Source organism: Mycobacterium sp. NTMscope_MAC_269 (assembly GCF_976985695.1).
Genome location: NZ_OZ335668.1, coordinates 1,015,786 through 1,033,785 on the forward strand (window position 1 = coordinate 1,015,786; position 18,000 = coordinate 1,033,785).

General features: G+C 68.9%; 17 protein-coding genes. 13 read left to right on the top strand and 4 right to left on the bottom strand.

Annotation, left to right across the window (positions count from 1 at the left end; genetic code table 11):
- Positions 1-46 precede the first annotated feature (46 nt).
- Genes pyrR through pyrF form a run of 7 tightly spaced genes read left to right on the top strand, consistent with a single transcriptional unit; the run spans position 47 to position 8,704 of the window.
- Positions 47-619 carry a bifunctional pyr operon transcriptional regulator/uracil phosphoribosyltransferase PyrR gene (gene pyrR, locus ACZ50Z_RS05180; protein ID WP_464482572.1) on the top strand — a complete coding sequence of 191 codons (573 nt, stop codon included), beginning with the start codon at positions 47-49 and terminating at the stop codon, positions 617-619.
- Positions 616-1,584, top strand: coding sequence for an aspartate carbamoyltransferase catalytic subunit (locus ACZ50Z_RS05185; RefSeq protein ID WP_464482573.1), 969 nt, complete (start codon positions 616-618; stop codon positions 1,582-1,584). The genes pyrR and ACZ50Z_RS05185 overlap by 4 nt, the downstream gene beginning before the upstream one ends.
- Positions 1,581-2,873: a dihydroorotase gene (locus tag ACZ50Z_RS05190; RefSeq protein WP_464482574.1), complete on the top strand. Its 1,293-nt coding sequence runs from the start codon at positions 1,581-1,583 to the stop codon at positions 2,871-2,873. The genes ACZ50Z_RS05185 and ACZ50Z_RS05190 overlap by 4 nt, the downstream gene beginning before the upstream one ends.
- The gene (locus ACZ50Z_RS05195; RefSeq protein ID WP_464482575.1) at positions 2,870-3,385 is read left to right on the top strand and encodes a PH-like domain-containing protein; all 516 of its coding nucleotides are present in this window, start codon (positions 2,870-2,872) and stop codon (positions 3,383-3,385) included. The genes ACZ50Z_RS05190 and ACZ50Z_RS05195 overlap by 4 nt, the downstream gene beginning before the upstream one ends.
- A complete protein-coding gene (gene carA / locus ACZ50Z_RS05200) occupies positions 3,382-4,518 on the top strand; it encodes a glutamine-hydrolyzing carbamoyl-phosphate synthase small subunit (RefSeq protein WP_464482576.1) in 1,137 nt (378 codons plus the stop codon). Before ACZ50Z_RS05195 ends, carA begins: the two co-directional genes overlap by 4 nt.
- The gene (gene carB / locus ACZ50Z_RS05205; protein WP_464482577.1) at positions 4,518-7,883 is read left to right on the top strand and encodes a carbamoyl-phosphate synthase large subunit; all 3,366 of its coding nucleotides are present in this window, start codon (positions 4,518-4,520) and stop codon (positions 7,881-7,883) included. Before carA ends, carB begins: the two co-directional genes overlap by 1 nt.
- Positions 7,880-8,704 (top strand): orotidine-5'-phosphate decarboxylase, encoded by an 825-nt coding sequence (gene pyrF / locus ACZ50Z_RS05210; RefSeq protein ID WP_464482578.1) that lies wholly within the window; start codon positions 7,880-7,882, stop codon positions 8,702-8,704. The genes carB and pyrF overlap by 4 nt, the downstream gene beginning before the upstream one ends.
- A 23-nt stretch (positions 8,705-8,727) precedes the next feature.
- Here pyrF and ACZ50Z_RS05215 read toward each other — a convergent pair whose 3' ends face one another.
- Positions 8,728-9,150, bottom strand: coding sequence for a TOBE domain-containing protein (locus ACZ50Z_RS05215; RefSeq protein WP_064940711.1), 423 nt, complete (start codon positions 9,148-9,150; stop codon positions 8,728-8,730).
- 652 nt (positions 9,151-9,802) lie between these two features.
- On the opposite strand from ACZ50Z_RS05215, the gene mihF reads away from it, so the two are divergent.
- From mihF to metK, 5 genes are all read left to right on the top strand, one after another.
- Complete coding sequence (gene mihF / locus ACZ50Z_RS05220; protein WP_007171927.1) at positions 9,803-10,117, top strand: integration host factor, actinobacterial type; 315 nt, start codon at positions 9,803-9,805, stop codon at positions 10,115-10,117.
- A gap of 88 nt (positions 10,118-10,205) precedes the next feature.
- Entirely contained in the window at positions 10,206-10,877 is a 672-nt protein-coding gene (gene gmk / locus ACZ50Z_RS05225; RefSeq protein ID WP_464482579.1) for a guanylate kinase, read from the top strand.
- A 72-nt stretch (positions 10,878-10,949) separates the two neighbouring features.
- Positions 10,950-11,276, top strand: a complete 327-nt coding sequence (gene rpoZ / locus ACZ50Z_RS05230) for a DNA-directed RNA polymerase subunit omega (protein WP_464482580.1) — start codon at positions 10,950-10,952, stop codon at positions 11,274-11,276.
- A 21-nt stretch (positions 11,277-11,297) separates the two neighbouring features.
- Entirely contained in the window at positions 11,298-12,563 is a 1,266-nt protein-coding gene (coaBC, locus tag ACZ50Z_RS05235; protein WP_464482581.1) for a bifunctional phosphopantothenoylcysteine decarboxylase/phosphopantothenate--cysteine ligase CoaBC, read from the top strand.
- Between the two features lie 95 nt (positions 12,564-12,658).
- Entirely contained in the window at positions 12,659-13,870 is a 1,212-nt protein-coding gene (gene metK / locus ACZ50Z_RS05240; protein ID WP_464482582.1) for a methionine adenosyltransferase, read from the top strand.
- Between the two features lie 13 nt (positions 13,871-13,883).
- Here metK and ACZ50Z_RS05245 read toward each other — a convergent pair whose 3' ends face one another.
- Positions 13,884-14,444, bottom strand: a complete 561-nt coding sequence (locus ACZ50Z_RS05245) for a pyridoxamine 5'-phosphate oxidase family protein (protein WP_464482583.1) — start codon at positions 14,442-14,444, stop codon at positions 13,884-13,886.
- Between the two features lie 9 nt (positions 14,445-14,453).
- Complete coding sequence (locus ACZ50Z_RS05250; RefSeq protein ID WP_464482584.1) at positions 14,454-15,437, bottom strand: Lrp/AsnC family transcriptional regulator; 984 nt, start codon at positions 15,435-15,437, stop codon at positions 14,454-14,456.
- Positions 15,438-15,607: 170 nt separating this feature from the next.
- Between ACZ50Z_RS05250 and ACZ50Z_RS05255 the strand changes: the two genes are divergently transcribed.
- A complete protein-coding gene (locus tag ACZ50Z_RS05255; RefSeq protein WP_464482585.1) occupies positions 15,608-16,465 on the top strand; it encodes an LLM class flavin-dependent oxidoreductase in 858 nt (285 codons plus the stop codon).
- 27 nt (positions 16,466-16,492) lie between these two features.
- Here the strand turns inward: ACZ50Z_RS05255 and ACZ50Z_RS05260 are convergent, their stop codons facing one another.
- The gene (locus ACZ50Z_RS05260; protein ID WP_464486096.1) at positions 16,493-17,980 is read right to left on the bottom strand and encodes a flavin-containing monooxygenase; all 1,488 of its coding nucleotides are present in this window, start codon (positions 17,978-17,980) and stop codon (positions 16,493-16,495) included.
- Positions 17,981-18,000: the final 20 nt, after the last annotated feature.

Here is an 18,000-nt window from a genome sequence, read left to right on the forward strand (position 1 = left end):
CTTTAACGATCCGTCCGGTGAGGCGGAGAAGGAGGTCAAGTTTCGTATGGGTGCTGCGGGCGACACGAGCTCAGTCAGTGATTCCCGGGAATTGATGTCGGCGGCCGACGTGGGCCGCACCATTTCCCGTATCGCACACCAGATCATCGAAAAGACGGCCCTCGACGGCCCCGACGCGCCGCGGGTCGTGCTGCTGGGAATCCCCACTCGCGGCGTCATCCTGGCCAAACGTCTGGCCGGCAACATCGGCGAATACAGCGGCATCGAGGTCGGCCACGGCGCGTTGGACATCACCCTGTACCGCGACGACCTGATGCAAAAACCCCCGCGGCCGCTGGAAGCCACCTCGATCCCGGCCGGGGGAATCGACGACGCGCTGGTGATCCTGGTCGACGACGTCCTCTACTCCGGCCGCTCGGTGCGCTCCGCCCTCGACGCCCTGCGCGACGTCGGCCGCCCCCGGGTCGTGCAGCTGGCGGTGCTGGTCGACCGCGGCCACCGCGAACTGCCGCTGCGCGCCGACTATGTGGGCAAGAACGTCCCCACCTCCCGCAGCGAGAGCGTGCACGTGCTGTTGAGCGAGAGCGACGGCGACGACGGGGTGGTGATCTCGCGATGACCCGCCACCTGCTCGCCGCCGGCGACCTGAGCCGCGACGACGCCACCGCCATCCTCGACGACGCCGACCGCTTCGCCCAGGCCCTGGTCGGCCGCGAGATCAAGAAACTGCCGACGCTGCGCGGCCGCACCATCGTCACGATGTTCTACGAGAACTCGACCCGCACCCGGGTGTCCTTCGAGGTGGCCGGCAAGTGGATGAGCGCCGACGTGATCAACGTCAGCGCCGCCGGATCCTCGGTGGGCAAGGGCGAATCCCTGCGCGACACCGCCCTGACGCTGCGGGCGGCCGGGGCCGACGCGCTGATCATCCGGCACCCGGCCTCAGGCGCCGCGCACCTGCTCGCCGAATGGACATGCGCCGACGGCGATTCCGGTGATTCCGGCCCCTCGGTGATCAACGCCGGCGACGGCACCCACGAGCACCCGACGCAGGCGCTGCTCGACGCGCTCACCATCCGCCAGCGGCTCGGCGGCATCGAGGGGCGGCGCGTCGTGATCGTCGGCGACGTCCTGCACAGCCGGGTCGCCCGCTCCAACGTCATGCTGCTGGCGACCCTGGGCGCCGAGGTGGTGCTGGTGGCACCGCCGACGCTGCTGCCGGTCGGCGTCGACGGCTGGCCGGTCACCGTGTCGAACGACTTCGACGCCGAGTTGCCCGCCGCCGATGCGGTACTGATGCTGCGCGTGCAGGCCGAGCGGATGAACGGCGGCTTCTTCCCGTCGGTGCGCGAATACTCCTCGCTCTACGGGCTGTCCGATCGCCGGCAAGCGATGCTGCCCGGGCACGCCGTGGTGCTGCACCCCGGGCCGATGCTGCGCGGCATGGAGATCGCCTCGTCGGTGGCCGATTCGTCGCAATCGGCTGTGCTGCAACAGGTTTCCAATGGTGTGCACGTGCGGATGGCGGTGCTGTTCCATGTGCTGGTCGGCACCGAACTGGCCGGGGAAGAGGGTGCGGCGTGAGCGTACTGATCCGCGGTGTGCGCCTCTACGGCGAAGGCGATCGAGTCGACGTGCTCGTCGACGACGGGCAGATCGCCGAAATCGGCGCGGGGCTACCGATTCCCGATACCGCAGACGTCATCGACGCGACCGGCCAGGTGCTGCTGCCCGGGTTCGTCGACCTGCACACCCACCTGCGGGAGCCGGGCCGCGAATACGCCGAGGACATCGAAACCGGTTCGGCCGCCGCCGCATTGGGCGGCTACACCGCGGTGTTCGCGATGGCCAACACCAACCCGGTCGCCGACAGCCCGGTGGTCACCGACCACGTCTGGCATCGGGGCCAGCAGGTCGGCCTGGTCGACGTGCACCCGGTGGGTGCGGTGACCGTCGGGCTGGCCGGTAAAGAGCTCACCGAGATGGGCATGATGGCGGCCGGGGCCGCGCAGGTGCGGATGTTCTCCGATGACGGCATCTGCGTGCACGACCCGCTGGTGATGCGCCGCGCCCTCGAGTACGCCACCGGCCTGGGCGTGCTCGTCGCCCAGCACGCCGAGGAGCCCCGGCTGACCGTCGGCGCGGTTGCCCACGAGGGACCCACCGCCGCCCGGCTGGGCCTGTCGGGATGGCCGCGGGCGGCCGAGGAATCCATCGTCGCCCGCGACGCGCTGCTGGCCCGCGACGCCGGCGCCCGGGTGCACATCTGCCACGCCTCCACCGCGGGCACCGTCGAGATCGTGAAATGGGCTAAGGAGCAGGGGATTTCGATCACCGCCGAGGTTACCCCGCACCATCTGATGCTCGACGACAGCCGGCTGGCCAGCTACGACGGGCGTAATCGGGTCAATCCGCCGCTGCGCGAGGCGGCCGACGCGGTGGCGCTGCGCCAGGCGCTGGCCGACGGCGTCATCGACTGCGTGGCCACCGATCACGCCCCGCACGCCGAGCACGAGAAGTGCGTGGAGTTCTCCGCGGCGCGGCCCGGCATGCTGGGGCTGCAGACGGCGCTGTCGATCGTGGTGCAGACGATGGTCATCCCGGGGCTGCTCACCTGGCGCGGCCTCGCCCGGGGCATGAGCGAAAACCCCGCGCGCATCGCGCGCCTTCCCGATCACGGCCGGCCGCTGGAAGTGGGGGAGCCGGCCAACCTGACCGTGGTGGACCCCGACGCCTCGTGGACCGTCGCCGGGCCCGACCTGGCCAGCCGGTCGGCCAACACGCCCTACGAGGCGATGACCCTGCCCGCCACCGTGACCGCGACTCTGTTGCGCGGCAAGGTCACCGCCCGAGATGGGAAGTGCCCGGTATGAATTCAGGCACGCTGGTGGGGTCGCTGATCTTCGCGGCCGTGCTGGTGGTGGTGATCACGGTGGTGATTCAGCTGATGATGCGCAGCTGGCAGCGGCGCGCGCAGCGGCAGGCGGAGCTGATCGGCGACCTACCGCAGATCCCGGACGAGGTGGGTGCGGCGACCATCACCACCCGGGGCCACTACTGCGGGTCCATGATCGCGCCGGGCTGGAGCGAGCGAATCGCGGCAGGCGATCTCGGTTACCGCAGCAAAGCGGTGCTGACCCGCTACGCCGGCGGAATCATGGTGGAACGCTTACGGGCCCAACCGATTTGGATTCCACAGGAGTCGATCACGGCCATCCGCATGGAGCGCGGAATGGCGGTCAGGCCGGCCCGGATCGGTATCTTGGCGATCCGCTGGCGGCTGCCCTCAGGCGTCGAGATCGACACCGGTTTCCGGGCGAATGACCGCCACGACTACGACGGGTGGCTGGAGGACCGGGATGGCCAGGAGAAAGAGGTCGCGTGAGCCCTAAGGCGCTATTGGTACTCGAAGACGGCCGCGTCTTCACCGGCACTTCGTTCGGCAAGGTCGGCCAAACGCTGGGCGAGGCCGTGTTTTCCACCGGCATGTCCGGCTATCAGGAGACACTGACCGATCCCAGCTACCACCGGCAGATCGTGGTGGCCACCGCGCCGCAGATCGGCAACACCGGCTGGAACGACGAGGACGCCGAGAGCCGTGGCGACAAGATCTGGGTCGCCGGCTACGCGGTGCGCGACCCCTCGCCGCGCCCGTCGAACTGGCGGGCCACCGGCACGCTGGAAGACGAACTGATCCGCCAGCACGTCGTGGGGATTGCCGGCATCGACACCCGGGCGGTGGTGCGGCATCTGCGCACCCGCGGGTCGATGAAGGCGGGGGTGTTCTCCGGGGATGCGCTCGCCGACCCGGACGAACTGTTGCGGCGGGTGCGGGAACAGCAGTCCATGCTGGGCGCCGATTTGGCCGGCGAGGTCAGCACGCCGGCTACCTACATCGTGGAACCCGAAGGCACGCCCCGGTTTACGGTGGCCGCGCTGGACCTGGGCATCAAGACCAACACGCCGCGCAACTTCGCCCAACGCGGCATCCGCACCCACGTGCTGGCGTCGTCGGCGACCTACCAGCAGATCGCCGACATCAATCCGGACGGCGTGTTCCTGTCCAACGGCCCCGGTGACCCCGCCACCGCCGACCACATCGTGGCGGTGACCCGCGAGGTGCTGGGTGCCGGAATCCCGTTGTTCGGCATCTGTTTCGGCAACCAGATCCTGGGCCGGGCGCTGGGACTGTCCACCTACAAGATGGTGTTCGGTCACCGCGGCATCAACATCCCGGTGATCGACCACGCCACCGGGCGGGTGGCGGTGACCGCACAGAATCACGGCTTCGCGCTCGAGGGGGAGGCCGGCCAGTCCTTCGACACGCCGTTCGGCCCAGCGATCGTCAGCCACACCTGCGCCAACGACGGGGTGGTCGAGGGCGTCAAACTCGCCGACGGACGGGCCTTTTCGGTTCAATACCATCCGGAGGCCGCCGCCGGGCCACACGACGCGAATTACCTGTTCGACCAATTCATCGAGTTGATGGCGGCCCCAAACCGCGGAAAGGGGCGGTAGTGCCGCGTCGCACCGACCTCAACCACATCCTGGTCATCGGTTCGGGCCCGATCGTGATCGGGCAGGCTTGCGAGTTCGACTACTCGGGTACCCAGGCCTGCCGGGTGCTGCGCGCCGAGGGCCTGCAGGTCAGCCTGGTCAACTCCAATCCGGCGACCATCATGACCGATCCGGAGTACGCCGACCACACCTACGTCGAGCCGATCACCGCGGCGTTCGTGGAGAAGGTGATCGCCCAGCAGGCCGCTCGCGGCAACAAGATCGACGCGTTGCTGGCCACCCTGGGCGGCCAGACCGCGCTGAACACCGCGGTCGCGCTGTACGAGAACGGGGCGCTGGAGCGCCACGGCGTCGAGCTGATCGGCGCTGACTTCGACGCCATCCAGCGCGGCGAGGACCGGCAGATGTTCAAGGACATCGTCGCCAAGGTCGGCGGTGAATCCGCCCGCAGCCGAGTGTGTTTCACCATGGACGAGGTCCGCGAGACGGTCGAGGAGCTGGGCCTGCCGGTGGTGGTGCGGCCCAGCTTCACCATGGGCGGCCTCGGTTCGGGGATGGCGCGATCGGTCGAGGAGGTCGACCGGATGGCCGGCGCCGGGCTCGCCGAAAGCCCCAGCGCCAACGTGCTCATCGAGGAATCGATCTACGGCTGGAAGGAATTCGAGCTCGAGCTGATGCGCGACGGCAACGACAACGTCGTCGTGGTGTGCTCGATCGAGAACTTCGACCCGATGGGCGTGCACACCGGTGACTCGGTCACCGTCGCGCCGGCCATGACGCTGACCGACCGCGAATACCAGCGGATGCGCGACCTCGGCATCGCGATCCTGCGCGAGGTCGGCGTGGACACCGGGGGCTGCAACATCCAGTTCGCGATCAACCCGGCCGACGGCCGGCTGATCGTCATCGAGATGAACCCCCGGGTGTCGCGGTCCAGCGCCCTGGCGTCCAAGGCCACCGGCTTCCCGATCGCCAAGATCGCCGCCAAGCTGGCCATCGGCTACACGCTCGACGAGATCGTCAACGACATCACCAAGGAAACGCCGGCCTGCTTCGAGCCCACCCTGGACTATGTGGTGGTCAAGGCGCCGCGCTTCGCGTTCGAGAAATTCCCCGGCGCCGACCCCACCCTGACCACCACGATGAAATCGGTCGGCGAGGCAATGTCATTGGGCCGCAACTTTGTTGAGGCGCTGGGCAAGGTGATGCGGTCGCTGGAGACCAGTCGCGCCGGTTTCTGGACCAAGCCCGACCCCGACGGCGGGGTCGATGAGGTGCTGACCCGGCTGCGGACACCGACCGAGGGCCGCCTCTACGACATCGAACTCGCGCTGCGGCTGGGCGCGTCGGTGGAGCAGGTCGCCGAGGCCAGCGGTGTGGACCCGTGGTTCGTCGCGCAGATCGGCGAGCTGATCACGCTGCGCACCGAGCTGATCGCCGCCCCCGTCCTCGATGCCGACCTGCTGCGGCGCGGCAAGCACAGCGGGCTCTCGGACCGCCAGATCGCCGCCCTGCGCCCGGAATTGGCCGGCGAGGACGGGGTGCGCTCGCTGCGCGAACGCCTGGGCGTGCACCCGGTGTACAAGACCGTCGACACCTGCGCTGCCGAGTTCGAAGCCAAAACGCCGTACCACTACAGCAGCTACGAACTCGACCCCGGCGCCGAGACCGAGGTGGCCCCGCAGGCCGAGAAACCCAAGGTGCTGATCCTCGGGTCGGGCCCCAACCGGATCGGCCAGGGCATCGAATTCGACTACAGCTGCGTGCACGCGGCAACGACGTTGTCGCAGGCCGGCTTTGAGACCGTGATGGTCAACTGCAACCCGGAGACGGTGTCGACCGATTACGACACCGCCGACCGGCTGTACTTCGAGCCGCTCACCTTCGAGGACGTGCTGGAGGTCTTCCACGCCGAGCAGCAGTCCGCCGGGGACGGGCCCGGCGTGGTCGGGGTGATCGTGCAACTCGGCGGCCAGACCCCGCTCGGGCTGGCCCAACGCCTCGCCGACGCGGGCGTACCGATCGTCGGTACCCCGCCGGAGGCCATCGACCTGGCCGAGGACCGCGGCGCGTTCGGCGACGTGCTGACCGCGGCCGGCCTGCCGGCGCCGAAGTACGGCACCGCAACCACTTTCGACCAGGCCCGCCGGATCGCCGAGGACATCGGCTACCCGGTGCTGGTGCGGCCGTCCTACGTGCTGGGCGGTCGCGGCATGGAGATCGTCTACGACGAGGAGACGCTGCGGGGCTACATCACCCGCGCCACCGAGCTCTCGCCCGAGCACCCGGTGCTGGTCGACCGCTTCCTCGAAGACGCGGTCGAGATCGACGTCGACGCGCTCTGCGACGGCACCGAGGTGTACATCGGCGGCATCATGGAGCACATCGAGGAGGCCGGCATCCACTCCGGCGACTCGGCATGCGCGCTGCCGCCGGTCACGCTGGGCCGCAGCGACATCGAGAAGGTGCGCCGCGCGACCGAGGCCATCGCGCACGGCATCGGCGTGGTCGGGCTGCTCAACGTGCAATACGCGCTCAAGGACGACGTGCTCTACGTCTTGGAGGCCAACCCGCGCGCCAGCCGCACGGTGCCGTTCGTGTCCAAGGCCACCGCGATCCCGCTCGCCAAGGCGTGCGCCCGGGTCATGTTGGGCGCCAGCATCTCCGAGCTTCGCGAGGAGGGGCTGCTGGCGGCATCCGGGGACGGGGCCCACGCGGCGCTGGACGCCCCGATCGCGGTCAAGGAGGCGGTGTTGCCCTTCCACCGCTTCCGCCGCGCCGACGGCGCCGCGATCGATTCGCTGCTCGGCCCGGAGATGAAGTCCACCGGCGAAGTGATGGGGATCGACCGCGACTTCGGCAGCGCGTTCGCCAAGAGCCAGACCGCCGCCTACGGGTCGCTACCGGCGCAGGGCACCATCTTCGTGTCGGTCGCCAACCGGGACAAGCGCTCGCTGGTCTTCCCCGTCAAGCGCCTGGCCGACCTGGGATTCCGCGTCCTTGCCACCGAGGGCACCGCGGAGATGTTGCGCCGCAACGGGATTCCGTGCGACGAAGTGCGCAAGCACTTCGAGGACCCGCAGCCGGGTCGCCCCGCGCAGTCGGCGGTGGACGCGATCAAGGCCGGCGAGGTCGACATGGTGATCAACACGCCCTACGGCAACTCCGGGCCGCGCATCGACGGCTACGAAATCCGTTCGGCGGCAGTGTCGGTCAACATCCCCTGCGTCACCACGGTGCAGGGCGCGTCGGCCGCGGTGCAGGGCATCGAAGCCGGCATCCGCGGCGACATCGGGGTGCGGAGCCTGCAGGAGTTGCACAGCCAGATCGGCCAGGGCGGGCTGCCCGGAAACGGGGCCCGGTGACCGGCTTCGGGGTCCGCCTGAGCGAGGCGAAAGCCGAACGCGGCCCGCTGTGCGTGGGCATCGACCCCCACCCCGAGCTGTTGCGGGCCTGGGGCCTGCCCACGACCGCCGACGGGCTGGCCGCGTTCTGCGACACCTGCATCGAGGCGTTCTCCGGGTTCGCCGTCGTCAAGCCGCAGGTGGCGTTCTTCGAGGCGTACGGCGCCGCCGGATTCGCGGTGCTCGAACGCACCATCGCGGCCCTGCGGTCGGCCGGGGTGCTGGTGCTAGCCGACGCCAAGCGCGGCGACATCGGAACGACGATGGCCGCCTACGCCGCCGCGTGGGCGGGGGATTCGCCGCTGGCCGCCGACGCGGTGACGGCCACGCCGTACCTGGGATTCGGGTCGTTGCGGCCGCTGCTGGAAGCCGCCGCGGCCCACGACCGGGGCGTCTTCGTGCTGGCCGCCACCTCCAACCCCGAGGGCGCGACCGTGCAGCGGGCCGCGTTCGACGGCCGCACGGTGGCCCAGCTGGTCGTCGACCAGGCGGCCGTGGTGAATCGGTCCGCGACCCCCTCCGGGCCCGGATACGTCGGCGTCGTCGTGGGCGCGACGGTGCTGCAGGCGCCCGATCTCAGCGCCCTGGGCGGCCCGGTGCTGGTGCCCGGGCTCGGGGTGCAGGGCGGGCGGCCCGAGGCCCTCGCCGGGCTGGGCGGGGCCGAGCCGGGGCAGCTGCTGCCGGCAGTGGCGCGCGAGGTGCTGCGGGCCGGGCCGGGGGTGGCGGAGCTGCGCGGGGCGGCCGAACGGATGCTGGACGCCGTCGCCTACCTGGCGGTGTGAGCCAGACGGTATGCGGCGATCCGTTAGTCGGACGCCAGCGCCGTGCTGGGCTGGGCCGTTTCGACGATGACGGTGGTGGCCTTGACGACGGCCACCGCGACGCTGCCGGGACGCAGCTGCAACTCCTCGGCGGCCTCGGTGCTCATCAGCGACACGACGGTGAACGGGCCGCACTGCATCTCCACCTGGGTCATCACCTTGTCGCTGACCACCGAGGTGACCAGCCCGACGAAGCGATTGCGGGCCGAGCTGCCGATGCTGAGCGGGTCGGCCGGCGGCGCGGGCGCGTTGCTGCGGGAGAAGCGGGCGAGGTCCTCGCTGGCGATCACCTTGCGGCCGGCGGCGTCGTGACTGACCTCCAACGCCCCCTGGTTGATCCAGCGCCGCACCGTGTCATCACTGACGCCGAGCAGCTCGGCCGCCTGGCGAATTCGCAGGTTGGACACGCCCCGATCGTATCCGATGGAGGACCGCCGATTAGCGGACACACGGCTCGGCGCGGCCGAGTTTCCGCAGGCACGGAGTCTTTTCGGGAATGGTCACGTCTTTGCGCCGCCATGGCGTCCTTTAGTGCGGATCCGCGGAACCGATGGCCGGTCGGGGGGCACGGTTCGTGCCCGCCGCTTGCCGCGGGCCCGCGCCCACACCACCCCACGGCGCCCACCGACGCCGTCGTAGCGGCGAGGCGGCCGCCCTGGCCTGCCCTTTGACCGGCGAGCGCGACACGCGCGACACGCCGTGACGAATGCGTGATCCCTCGCACCGGCCCGCGCGAGCGCGCGCCGGCCCAGTGCCGAGCGGGCCCGGCGCCGGGACCAACGCCGAACGAATCGTTAAAACCGCTGGTAGAAAGCTTGCTTACGGGCGGATCCCGGCCGCGCCGGTGCCGCCGGGAGGTCGCCGAGGCGGCGACGCCGATGCCGCCTGGCGGGCCGCTTTAGCCGGACACGCGGCGTTACATGCTGGGAGTTTGCCCCGTTTAGCAGGGGGGCGGGTTAGATTTCGTCAGGAGGCCTGAGTACGGTCGTCTGCGCTGGCAGAAGAACCGGCGAGACAAAATGAGATCGATTGAATTGATTGATCAGATACGGAGGAATCGTGGCCCTTCCCCAGTTGACCGACGAGCAGCGCGCGGCCGCGTTGGAGAAGGCGGCTGCCGCACGTCGAGCACGAGCAGAGCTCAAGGACCGGCTGAAGCGTGGCGGCACCAACCTCACCCAGGTGCTCAAGGACGCCGAGACCGACGAAGTCCTGGGCAAGATGAAGGTTTCTGCGCTTCTCGAGGCGTTGCCCAAGGTGGGCAAGGTCAAGGCGCAGGAAATCATGACTGAGCTGGAGATCGCCCCCACCCGCCGCCTGCGCGGTCTCGGCGATCGTCAGCGCAAGGCCCTGCTGGAAAAGTTCGGCTCCTAACCCGGCCGCCGACGATGCAGGCCGAACGGCCTGAGGAGACGGCGGGCAATCCGACCCGAGCCGTGGGTGCACCCGCCCGGGAGCGCCGGTGAGCGGCAGCGGGGGACCGGACATCCAGCAGGGGGCACGTCCTGAACCATCCGGCGACGGACGTGTGGTCGTGCTGTCCGGTCCCTCCGCGGTCGGCAAGTCGACGGTGGTCCGGTGCCTGCGCGAGCGGGTCCCGGACCTGCATTTCAGCGTCTCGGCCACCACGCGGGCGCCCCGGCCCGGCGAGGTCGACGGCGTCGACTACCACTTCGTCAGTCCCGCCCGCTTCCAGCAGCTCATTGACGAGGGCGCCCTGCTGGAATGGGCCGACATCCACGCTGGCCTGCACCGCTCGGGGACCCTGGCCGCGCCGGTTCGGGCTGCCACCGCCCGCGGATTCCCCGTCCTGATCGAGGTGGACCTGGCCGGTGCCAGGGCCGTGAAGAAGGCGATGCCCGAGGCCCTGACGGTGTTTTTGGCCCCACCCAGCTGGGAGGACTTGGAGGCCAGGCTGGTCGGCCGCGGCACCGAGACCGCGGAGGTCATGCGGCGGCGTCTCGAGACGGCCCGCATCGAAATGGCGGCTCGCGACGACTTCGACCGGGTGGTCGTCAACCGTCGATTGGAGTCTGCGTGCGCCGAATTGGTATCCTTGCTGGTGGGAACTGCGCCGGACCGGCATGACCCGGCTGGCCAGACCAAAACCCAGACCACATCCAATCAAGAGTGAGCACCGAACTTTCAGCGGCGATCAGCCGTTTGGGGCTCTAGCCCGCCTTTCACGCAGAGGAGATTGACCTCAGTGACTATTCCGCAGTCCGACGCGGCCCTGGCCGCCGTCCCCGACCGGTTCGATCCTGCCGCCGGGGTGCAGGGCGCATACGACACTCCGCTGGGCATCACCAACCCGCCCATCGACGAGCTGCTCGACCGCGTCTCGAGCAAGTACGCCCTGGTCATCTACGCGGCCAAACGGGCCCGTCAGATCAACGATTACTACAACCAGCTCGGCGAGGGCATCCTCGAGTACGTGGGACCGCTGGTCGAGCCGGGGCTGCAGGAAAAGCCGCTCTCGATCGCGCTCCGCGAGATCCACGGCGACCTGCTCGAGCACACCGAGGGCGAGTAACAGGACCGGGCCGGGCGCGCTGTGGACCGCACGCGGATCCCCAAACGAGTCTCCAAACGAGTCATCGTCGGTGTCTCCGGCGGCATCGCCGCCTACAAGGCGTGCACCGTCGTCCGTCAGCTGTCCGAGGCCGGCCATTCCGTCCGGGTCATTCCGACCGAGTCCGCGCTGCGTTTCGTCGGCGCGGCGACCTTTGAGGCGCTCTCCGGCCAGCCGGTGCACACCGGCGTCTTCAACGACGTTCCCGAGGTCCCGCACGTCCAGCTCGGCAAGCAGGCCGACCTGGTCTTGGTGGCCCCGGCCACGGCGGATCTGCTGGCCCGCGCGGTGCACGGCCGGGCCGACGATCTGCTGACCGCGACCCTGCTCACCGCCCGATGCCCGGTGCTGTTCGCGCCCGCCATGCACACCGAGATGTGGTTGCACCCGGCCACCGTCGACAACGTGGCCACGTTGCGCGCCCGGGGTGCGGTGGTGCTCGAGCCCGCCGCCGGGCGTCTCACCGGGACGGACAGCGGCTCGGGCCGGCTGCCCGAGGCCGAAGAGATCACCACCCTGGCCCACCTGCTGCTGGAACGCCACGACGCGCTGCCCTACGACCTCGCCGGCTGCAAGATGCTGGTGACCGCCGGCGGCACCCGCGAACCGGTCGATCCGGTGCGCTTCATCGGCAACCGCAGTTCCGGCAAGCAGGGCTATGCCGTGGCGCGGGTGGCGGCCCAGCGCGGCGCCGAGGTCACTCTGATCGCCGGGCACACCGCCGGCCTGATCGATCCCGCCGGCGTCGAGGTCGTCCACGTCAGCTCCGCGGGCCAGCTGGGCGATGCGGTGTCCAAGCGCGCCCCCGAGGCGGACGTGCTGGTGATGGCCGCCGCCGTCGCCGATTTCCGGCCCGCGCACGTTGCCGCCGCCAAGATCAAGAAAGGCTCGGACGCGCCCCCGACGATCGAGCTGGTGCGCAACGACGACGTGCTCGCCGGGGCGGTGCGGGCCCGCGCTCACGGGCAGCTGCCCAACATGCGGGCCATCGTGGGCTTTGCCGCCGAGACCGGCGACGCAGAAGGAGATGTGCTGTTTCACGCCCGCGCCAAGCTGCAGCGCAAGGGCTGCGATCTGCTGGTGGTCAACGCCGTCGGCGAGGGCCGCGCGTTCGAGGTGGACAGCAACGACGGCTGGCTGCTGGCGTCCGACGGCACTGAGTCGGCGCTGCAGCACGGCTCCAAGACGTTGATGGCCAGTCGTATCGTGGATGCGATCGCCGCGTTCCTGCACGGGGACAGCGGGTAAAGCGGTCGAGTTCTTCTCGGCACCGGGGACGGGGTGCCGGCCGGGCTGATGCGAGCCGATATAATTCGGTTGACTAACTATTTGGAAGGATTGGCATGAGCGAAAATGGTCGCCTGTTTACCAGTGAGTCGGTGACTGAGGGACATCCCGACAAAATCTGTGACGCGATCAGCGACTCGGTCCTCGACGCCCTGCTGGCCGGAGACCCGCGCTCACGTGTCGCCGTCGAGACGGCCGTCACCACCGGTCAGGTTCATGTCATCGGCGAGGTCACCACGACCGCCAAGGAAGCCTTCGCCGACATCACCAACACCGTTCGTGCGCGCATCCTCGACATCGGCTACGACCACTCCGACAAGGGCTTCGACGGCGAGACCTGCGGCGTCAACATCGGCATCGGCCGTCAATCGCCCGACATCGCCCAGGGGGTCGACACCGCCCACGAGACGCGCGTCGAGGGCGCCGCGGACCCGCTGGACCTGCAGGGCGCCGGCGACCAGGGCCTGATGTTCGGCTACGCGATCAGCGACACCCCGGAGCTGATGCCGCTGCCGATCGCGCTGGCGCACCGCCTGTCGCGCAAGCTGACCGAGGTCCGCAAGAACGGCACGCTGGACTACCTGCGCCCGGACGGCAAGACCCAGGTCACCATCGAGTACGAGGACAACGTGCCGACCCGGCTGGACACCGTGGTGGTCTCCACTCAGCACGCCGACGGGATCGACCTGGAGAAGACGCTGGATCCCGACATTCGCAAGCACGTCCTCGAGACCGTGCTCAAGGAGTTGGCGCACGAGACGCTGGACTCCTCGACGACCCGCGTGCTGGTCAACCCGACCGGCAAGTTCGTCGTCGGCGGCCCGATGGGCGATGCCGGCCTGACCGGCCGCAAGATCATCGTCGACACCTATGGCGGCTGGGCCCGCCACGGCGGCGGCGCCTTCTCCGGCAAGGACCCGTCCAAGGTGGACCGCTCGGCCGCGTACGCGATGCGCTGGGTGGCCAAGAACATCGTCGCCGCCGGGCTGGCGGAGCGCGTCGAGGTGCAGGTGGCCTACGCCATCGGCAAGGCCGCTCCGGTCGGGCTGTTCATCGAGACGTTCGGCACCGCGACGGTCGACCCGGTCAAGATCGAGAAGATCGTGCCCGAGGTCTTCGACCTGCGGCCGGGCGCGATCGTCCGCGACCTGGACCTGCTGCGCCCGATCTACGCGCCGACCGCCGCGTACGGCCACTTCGGTCGCACCGACATCGAGCTGCCCTGGGAACAGCTCAACAAGGTCGACGACCTCAAGCGCGCCGTCTAGGGGCGCCCCGCCGCTACGGCGGCGGGTGGTCGGAATCGAGCGCGGGCAGCCCGTCGATGCTGCGCCGGTTGCGGTTGATCAGCCGCGCGTAGGCCTCGTCGGACGCCTTGTGGTGATGCGCGTCGAGCACCGGTCGTTCGTCGACGAGCTCGTAATAGGGCACCGCGAATCCGCAGGCGTCGGCGATGCGCTCCACGTCGACCACGATGATGGCGCGGATGCCCGCATGCCGGCCGTCGAAATGGCCTATGAGATCGGCGAATTCGGCGTCATCGGGGCGTAGCACCCGCCCGGTGCCGAATAGTCGAAGGATTCGTGAGTTGCGGGTGAACGAGCAGAACATGACGGTGATGCGGCCGTTGTCGCGCAGATGGGCGATGGTCTCCACGCCGCTGCCGAACAGATCCAGGTAGGCCACGGTGTGCTCGTCGAGCACGGCGAACGTGTCGCAATACCCCTTGGGGGACAGGTTGATTCGTCCACCGTCGGAGGGTGCGGTGGCGACGAAGAAGACGGCCTGTTCGCGGATGAAGTCGCGTAGCGACTCGTCGATGCTCCCGAATTCCTTCGCCATGCGCAGAGCCTAGCGTGCGGCGCGGACCAACCTGCCGTGCGCGATCAGCGAGCCGACTTGCTTGAGTCGCCTGCTGCGGACGCTGACGTCGTACGCCTGTATGTGGTCGACGGTGGCCAGACGCTCAGCAAGGTAGTGGTAGAAGTGTTCGGGGTTGCGGCAGATCACCACGGCCATCAGATTGGCGGGGCCACTGACCGTGGCGACCGACGCGACCTCGTCGTGCCGCAGGATCTGCTCGGCCACCGACGTCAGGTGTTGCGGTACAACCGATATCCAGATGATTGCGTGCAGCACGAATCCGAGCCGCTCCGGCAGTACGTCGAGGTCGAAGGACAGGGTGCCGCAGTCCTGCAGGGCGACCATCCGGCGCTTGACGCGGGCCGGTGACCACCCGGTGAGCCCAGCCAGGGCGCTATCGGAAATACGGCCGTCATCGGCCAACGCATCCAGCAGCGGCTGATCCTCGGACGTCGGGCCGACGGGCCGATCTGGATGCGCGCAGTCCGGTGGCTGCAGTGCGGCGACCTGGTGCCTATCCAAGGCGTATCCATGTCCGGTCCAGTGTGCGTACATCGATGACCCAAATGCGTTGATTACCAAGTCAACCCGCATATCGATGACCGTTGAGGTGCGAGGCAGGCGGTGCAGCAGCCCCGCCTCCGCGTCGTCCAGGGGGGCGCGGACAACGCACACCAGCTCGGTGCCTCCCGACAACACGTTGGCGTGGGTGACATCGGGTCGGCGGACCAGCGCTGCTGCGAGCCGGAGCAGGTCGTCGGGCTTGGCGCGCACCCGGACTATCCACTGACACTCGCCGTATACCCGCGGGTTGACCACGCCGACCGGGCGGAGCACTCCATCGCGGCGCAGCGCGCGATAGCGACGTGCGACGGTCTGTTCACCGGCGCCGATCACCTCGGCGATACGCCGGAACGGCGCCCGCGGTGACAGCTGCAGCGCGTGCAGAATATGACCGTCTAGCGCTTCCATCGTGACGAGAATCTACATGAATTGGCGATGACCGTCCTATTTTTGACGTCGAACGTGCTTTTGTTGGCCAAAGTTTGCGATGCCGCTCACCATGGACCCACATACATTCAGCATCGGAGGCACCCAATGCAATTGGCCCGCAACACCATCCAGGCGACCGAGGATGTGCTGTGAAACTGGGAATCGGCCTACCGAACCACATCGCCGACGTTCCCGGACCCGCCGTCGCGCAGTGGGCACGTCGCAGCGAAGAGCTCGGCTTCGAGGCGGTCGCGACGATCGATCGGCTGTTCTCTTCGGGCGTTGACTCGCTGATCGCGCTGGCCACCGCCGCCGGTGCCACGAACGCACTAAGCCTGGTGACGAATGTCCTACTGGCCCCAATGTATCCCGTCATCCCGCTGGCCAAGCAACTCGTCAGCCTGGCGCAGGTCTCGGGCGGTCGGCTGGCCGTCGGACTGGGCGTGGGTAACCGGCGCGACGAATATGCCGAAACCGGCAGCGACTTTCACCGGCGTGGCCGGACCCTCGATGCGCAGGTCGAGCGATTTCGCAACCTGTGGGCCGGCGAACCGCTCGCCGATGGCACCGCGTTATGTGCTGCCCCCGTGCCGATTCCGCTGTTGTTCGGTGGGCGGTCCGCGGCTACTGTGCGACGGGTCATCACCACCGGTGACGGGTGGGCGGCCGGAGCCGTGCGCCATTATGACGAACAGGTGGAGTTGGCGGCGCGCATCCGCAGGGGCTGGCAAAAGGCGGGTCGGCCCGCGCGCCCATATTTGCAGGCATCGGTGAATTTCGGGCTGGGTCCGGCCGAGACCGTAGCGTCCGGAAGGGACCACCTGGCGCGGTATTACGCATTCGCACCGGGGTATGCCCAGGTAAACGTCGCCGACATGGTCTGTTCCGCAGCCGATGCCCGTGACACCGTCAGCCGATATCGGGACCTCGGCTTCGACCGCTTGCTCTTTCATCCGACCTCGACATCGGTCGAGCAGGTCGACTACCTCGCGGACGCGATTCTCTAGCGGTTGCCGTGCGGCGCTGCCCTGTGCTCAGCCGGTGAAGCGGTAGTCGTCCAAGTCGAATCGACGGCTGCGCCAGTACACCTCCGGCGTGGTGCCCGGCCGCAGCGGCACGTCGCCGTTCTTGTCGAAGTAATAGCTGTTGGCGAGCCGGCAACTGTCCTGCCAGAAGATCTGCCGGTGCCGCCGGCTCATCATCTCGGCGAAGTAGCGGTCATTGGCTTCCTCGCTCACCTCGACGCGGGTCGCGCCCAGGCGTTCGGCCCGCTTGAGGCACCGCACGATGTGATGGGTCTGCGCCTCGATCAGCGCGAAATACGAAGAGCCGACGTAACCGTAGGGGCCGAACACCGTGAACAGGTTGGGAAAGCCCGGAACGGTGACGCCCTCGTAGGCCTGCAAACGGTGCTCGTCCCAGAACCCGCTCAGCGACCGGCCACCGCTGCCGGTAACCGCGAACGTGGGGACGTTATCGGGGTCCATCACCTTGAAGCCGGTCGCCAGGATGAGCACGTCGACCTCGTGGGTTTCGCCGTCGGTGGTGGCCACCGCGCCGGGCGTGATCTTGTCGATCGGCTCGGTGACCAGCCGCACGTTGTCGCGGTTGAACGTGGACAGGTAGCCGTTGTGGAAGCCGGGCCGCTTGCAGCCGACGGCATAGCGCGGGGTGAGCTGCTCGCGCACCGCCGGGTCGCGGACCTGCCGTCGCAGATAGGCCCGCCCCAGCGTGGCCATTCTCTTGGCCAAGGGAATCACCGTGAAGTAGTGCGCCGAGATCGGGAAGGTGAGTTCCACGTATGCCTGGCTGAGCAGCCGCTGCAGCGCCTTGCCGCCGGGGATGCGCATCGCCCAGCGCGCCGGCGCCGGCAAGGGGACGTCCAGCTTCGGGAAACACCAGATCGGGGTGCGTTGAAACACGGTGAGCGAGGAGACAATTGGCGCGATCTCGGGAATCACCTGCACGGCCGAGGCGCCGGTCCCGATCACTGCGACGCGCTTGCCGCTCAAGTCCTGGTGGTGATCCCACCGCGCCGTGTGCATGGTGATGCCGGCGAAGGAGTCCACCCCGTCGATGTCGGGCAGGTTCGGCACCGTCAGGACGCCGCAGGCGCTGACCAAAAACCTCGCTGTGATCTCTCCCTCCGGGTCGGTCTGCACCCGCCACAGGCCGCGCTCGTCGTCGAACTCGGCCGCTTGCACCTTGGTGTTGAACCGGATCCGCGAGCGGACGCCGTACTTGTCGGCGCAGTGTTCGGCGTAGGCCTTGAGCTCGCGGCCCGGCGCGTACGTGCGCGACCAGTGCCGGCTCTGCTCGAAGGAGAACTGGTAGGAGAACGACGGAATGTCCACCGCGATACCCGGATAGGTGTTCCAGTGCCAGGTGCCGCCGACCCCGTCGCCGGCTTCGAGCACCAGGTAGTCGCGCAGCCCGGCCTTGTCGAGGTTGATGGCGGCGCCGATGCCGGAGAATCCGGCGCCGATGATCAGCGTGTGGTAGTCGGGGGATTCTCCGTCCATTTGGGCGAAGGTGCGCTCCG

Bases quoted from the DNA above. Each gene is read 5' to 3' on its own strand.
- ACZ50Z_RS05195 (WP_464482575.1), top strand. From the start codon at position 2,870: ATGAATTCAGGCACGCTGGTGGGGTCGCTGATCTTCGCGGCCGTGCTG.
- pyrR (WP_464482572.1), top strand. From the start codon at position 47: ATGGGTGCTGCGGGCGACACGAGCTCAGTCAGTGATTCCCGGGAATTG.
- ACZ50Z_RS05185 (WP_464482573.1), top strand. From the start codon at position 616: ATGACCCGCCACCTGCTCGCCGCCGGCGACCTGAGCCGCGACGACGCC.
- metK (WP_464482582.1), top strand. From the start codon at position 12,659: ATGAGCGAAAATGGTCGCCTGTTTACCAGTGAGTCGGTGACTGAGGGA.
- ACZ50Z_RS05250 (WP_464482584.1), bottom strand. From the start codon at position 15,437: ATGGAAGCGCTAGACGGTCATATTCTGCACGCGCTGCAGCTGTCACCG.
- ACZ50Z_RS05260 (WP_464486096.1), bottom strand. From the start codon at position 17,980: ATGGACGGAGAATCCCCCGACTACCACACGCTGATCATCGGCGCCGGA.
- ACZ50Z_RS05245 (WP_464482583.1), bottom strand. From the start codon at position 14,444: ATGGCGAAGGAATTCGGGAGCATCGACGAGTCGCTACGCGACTTCATC.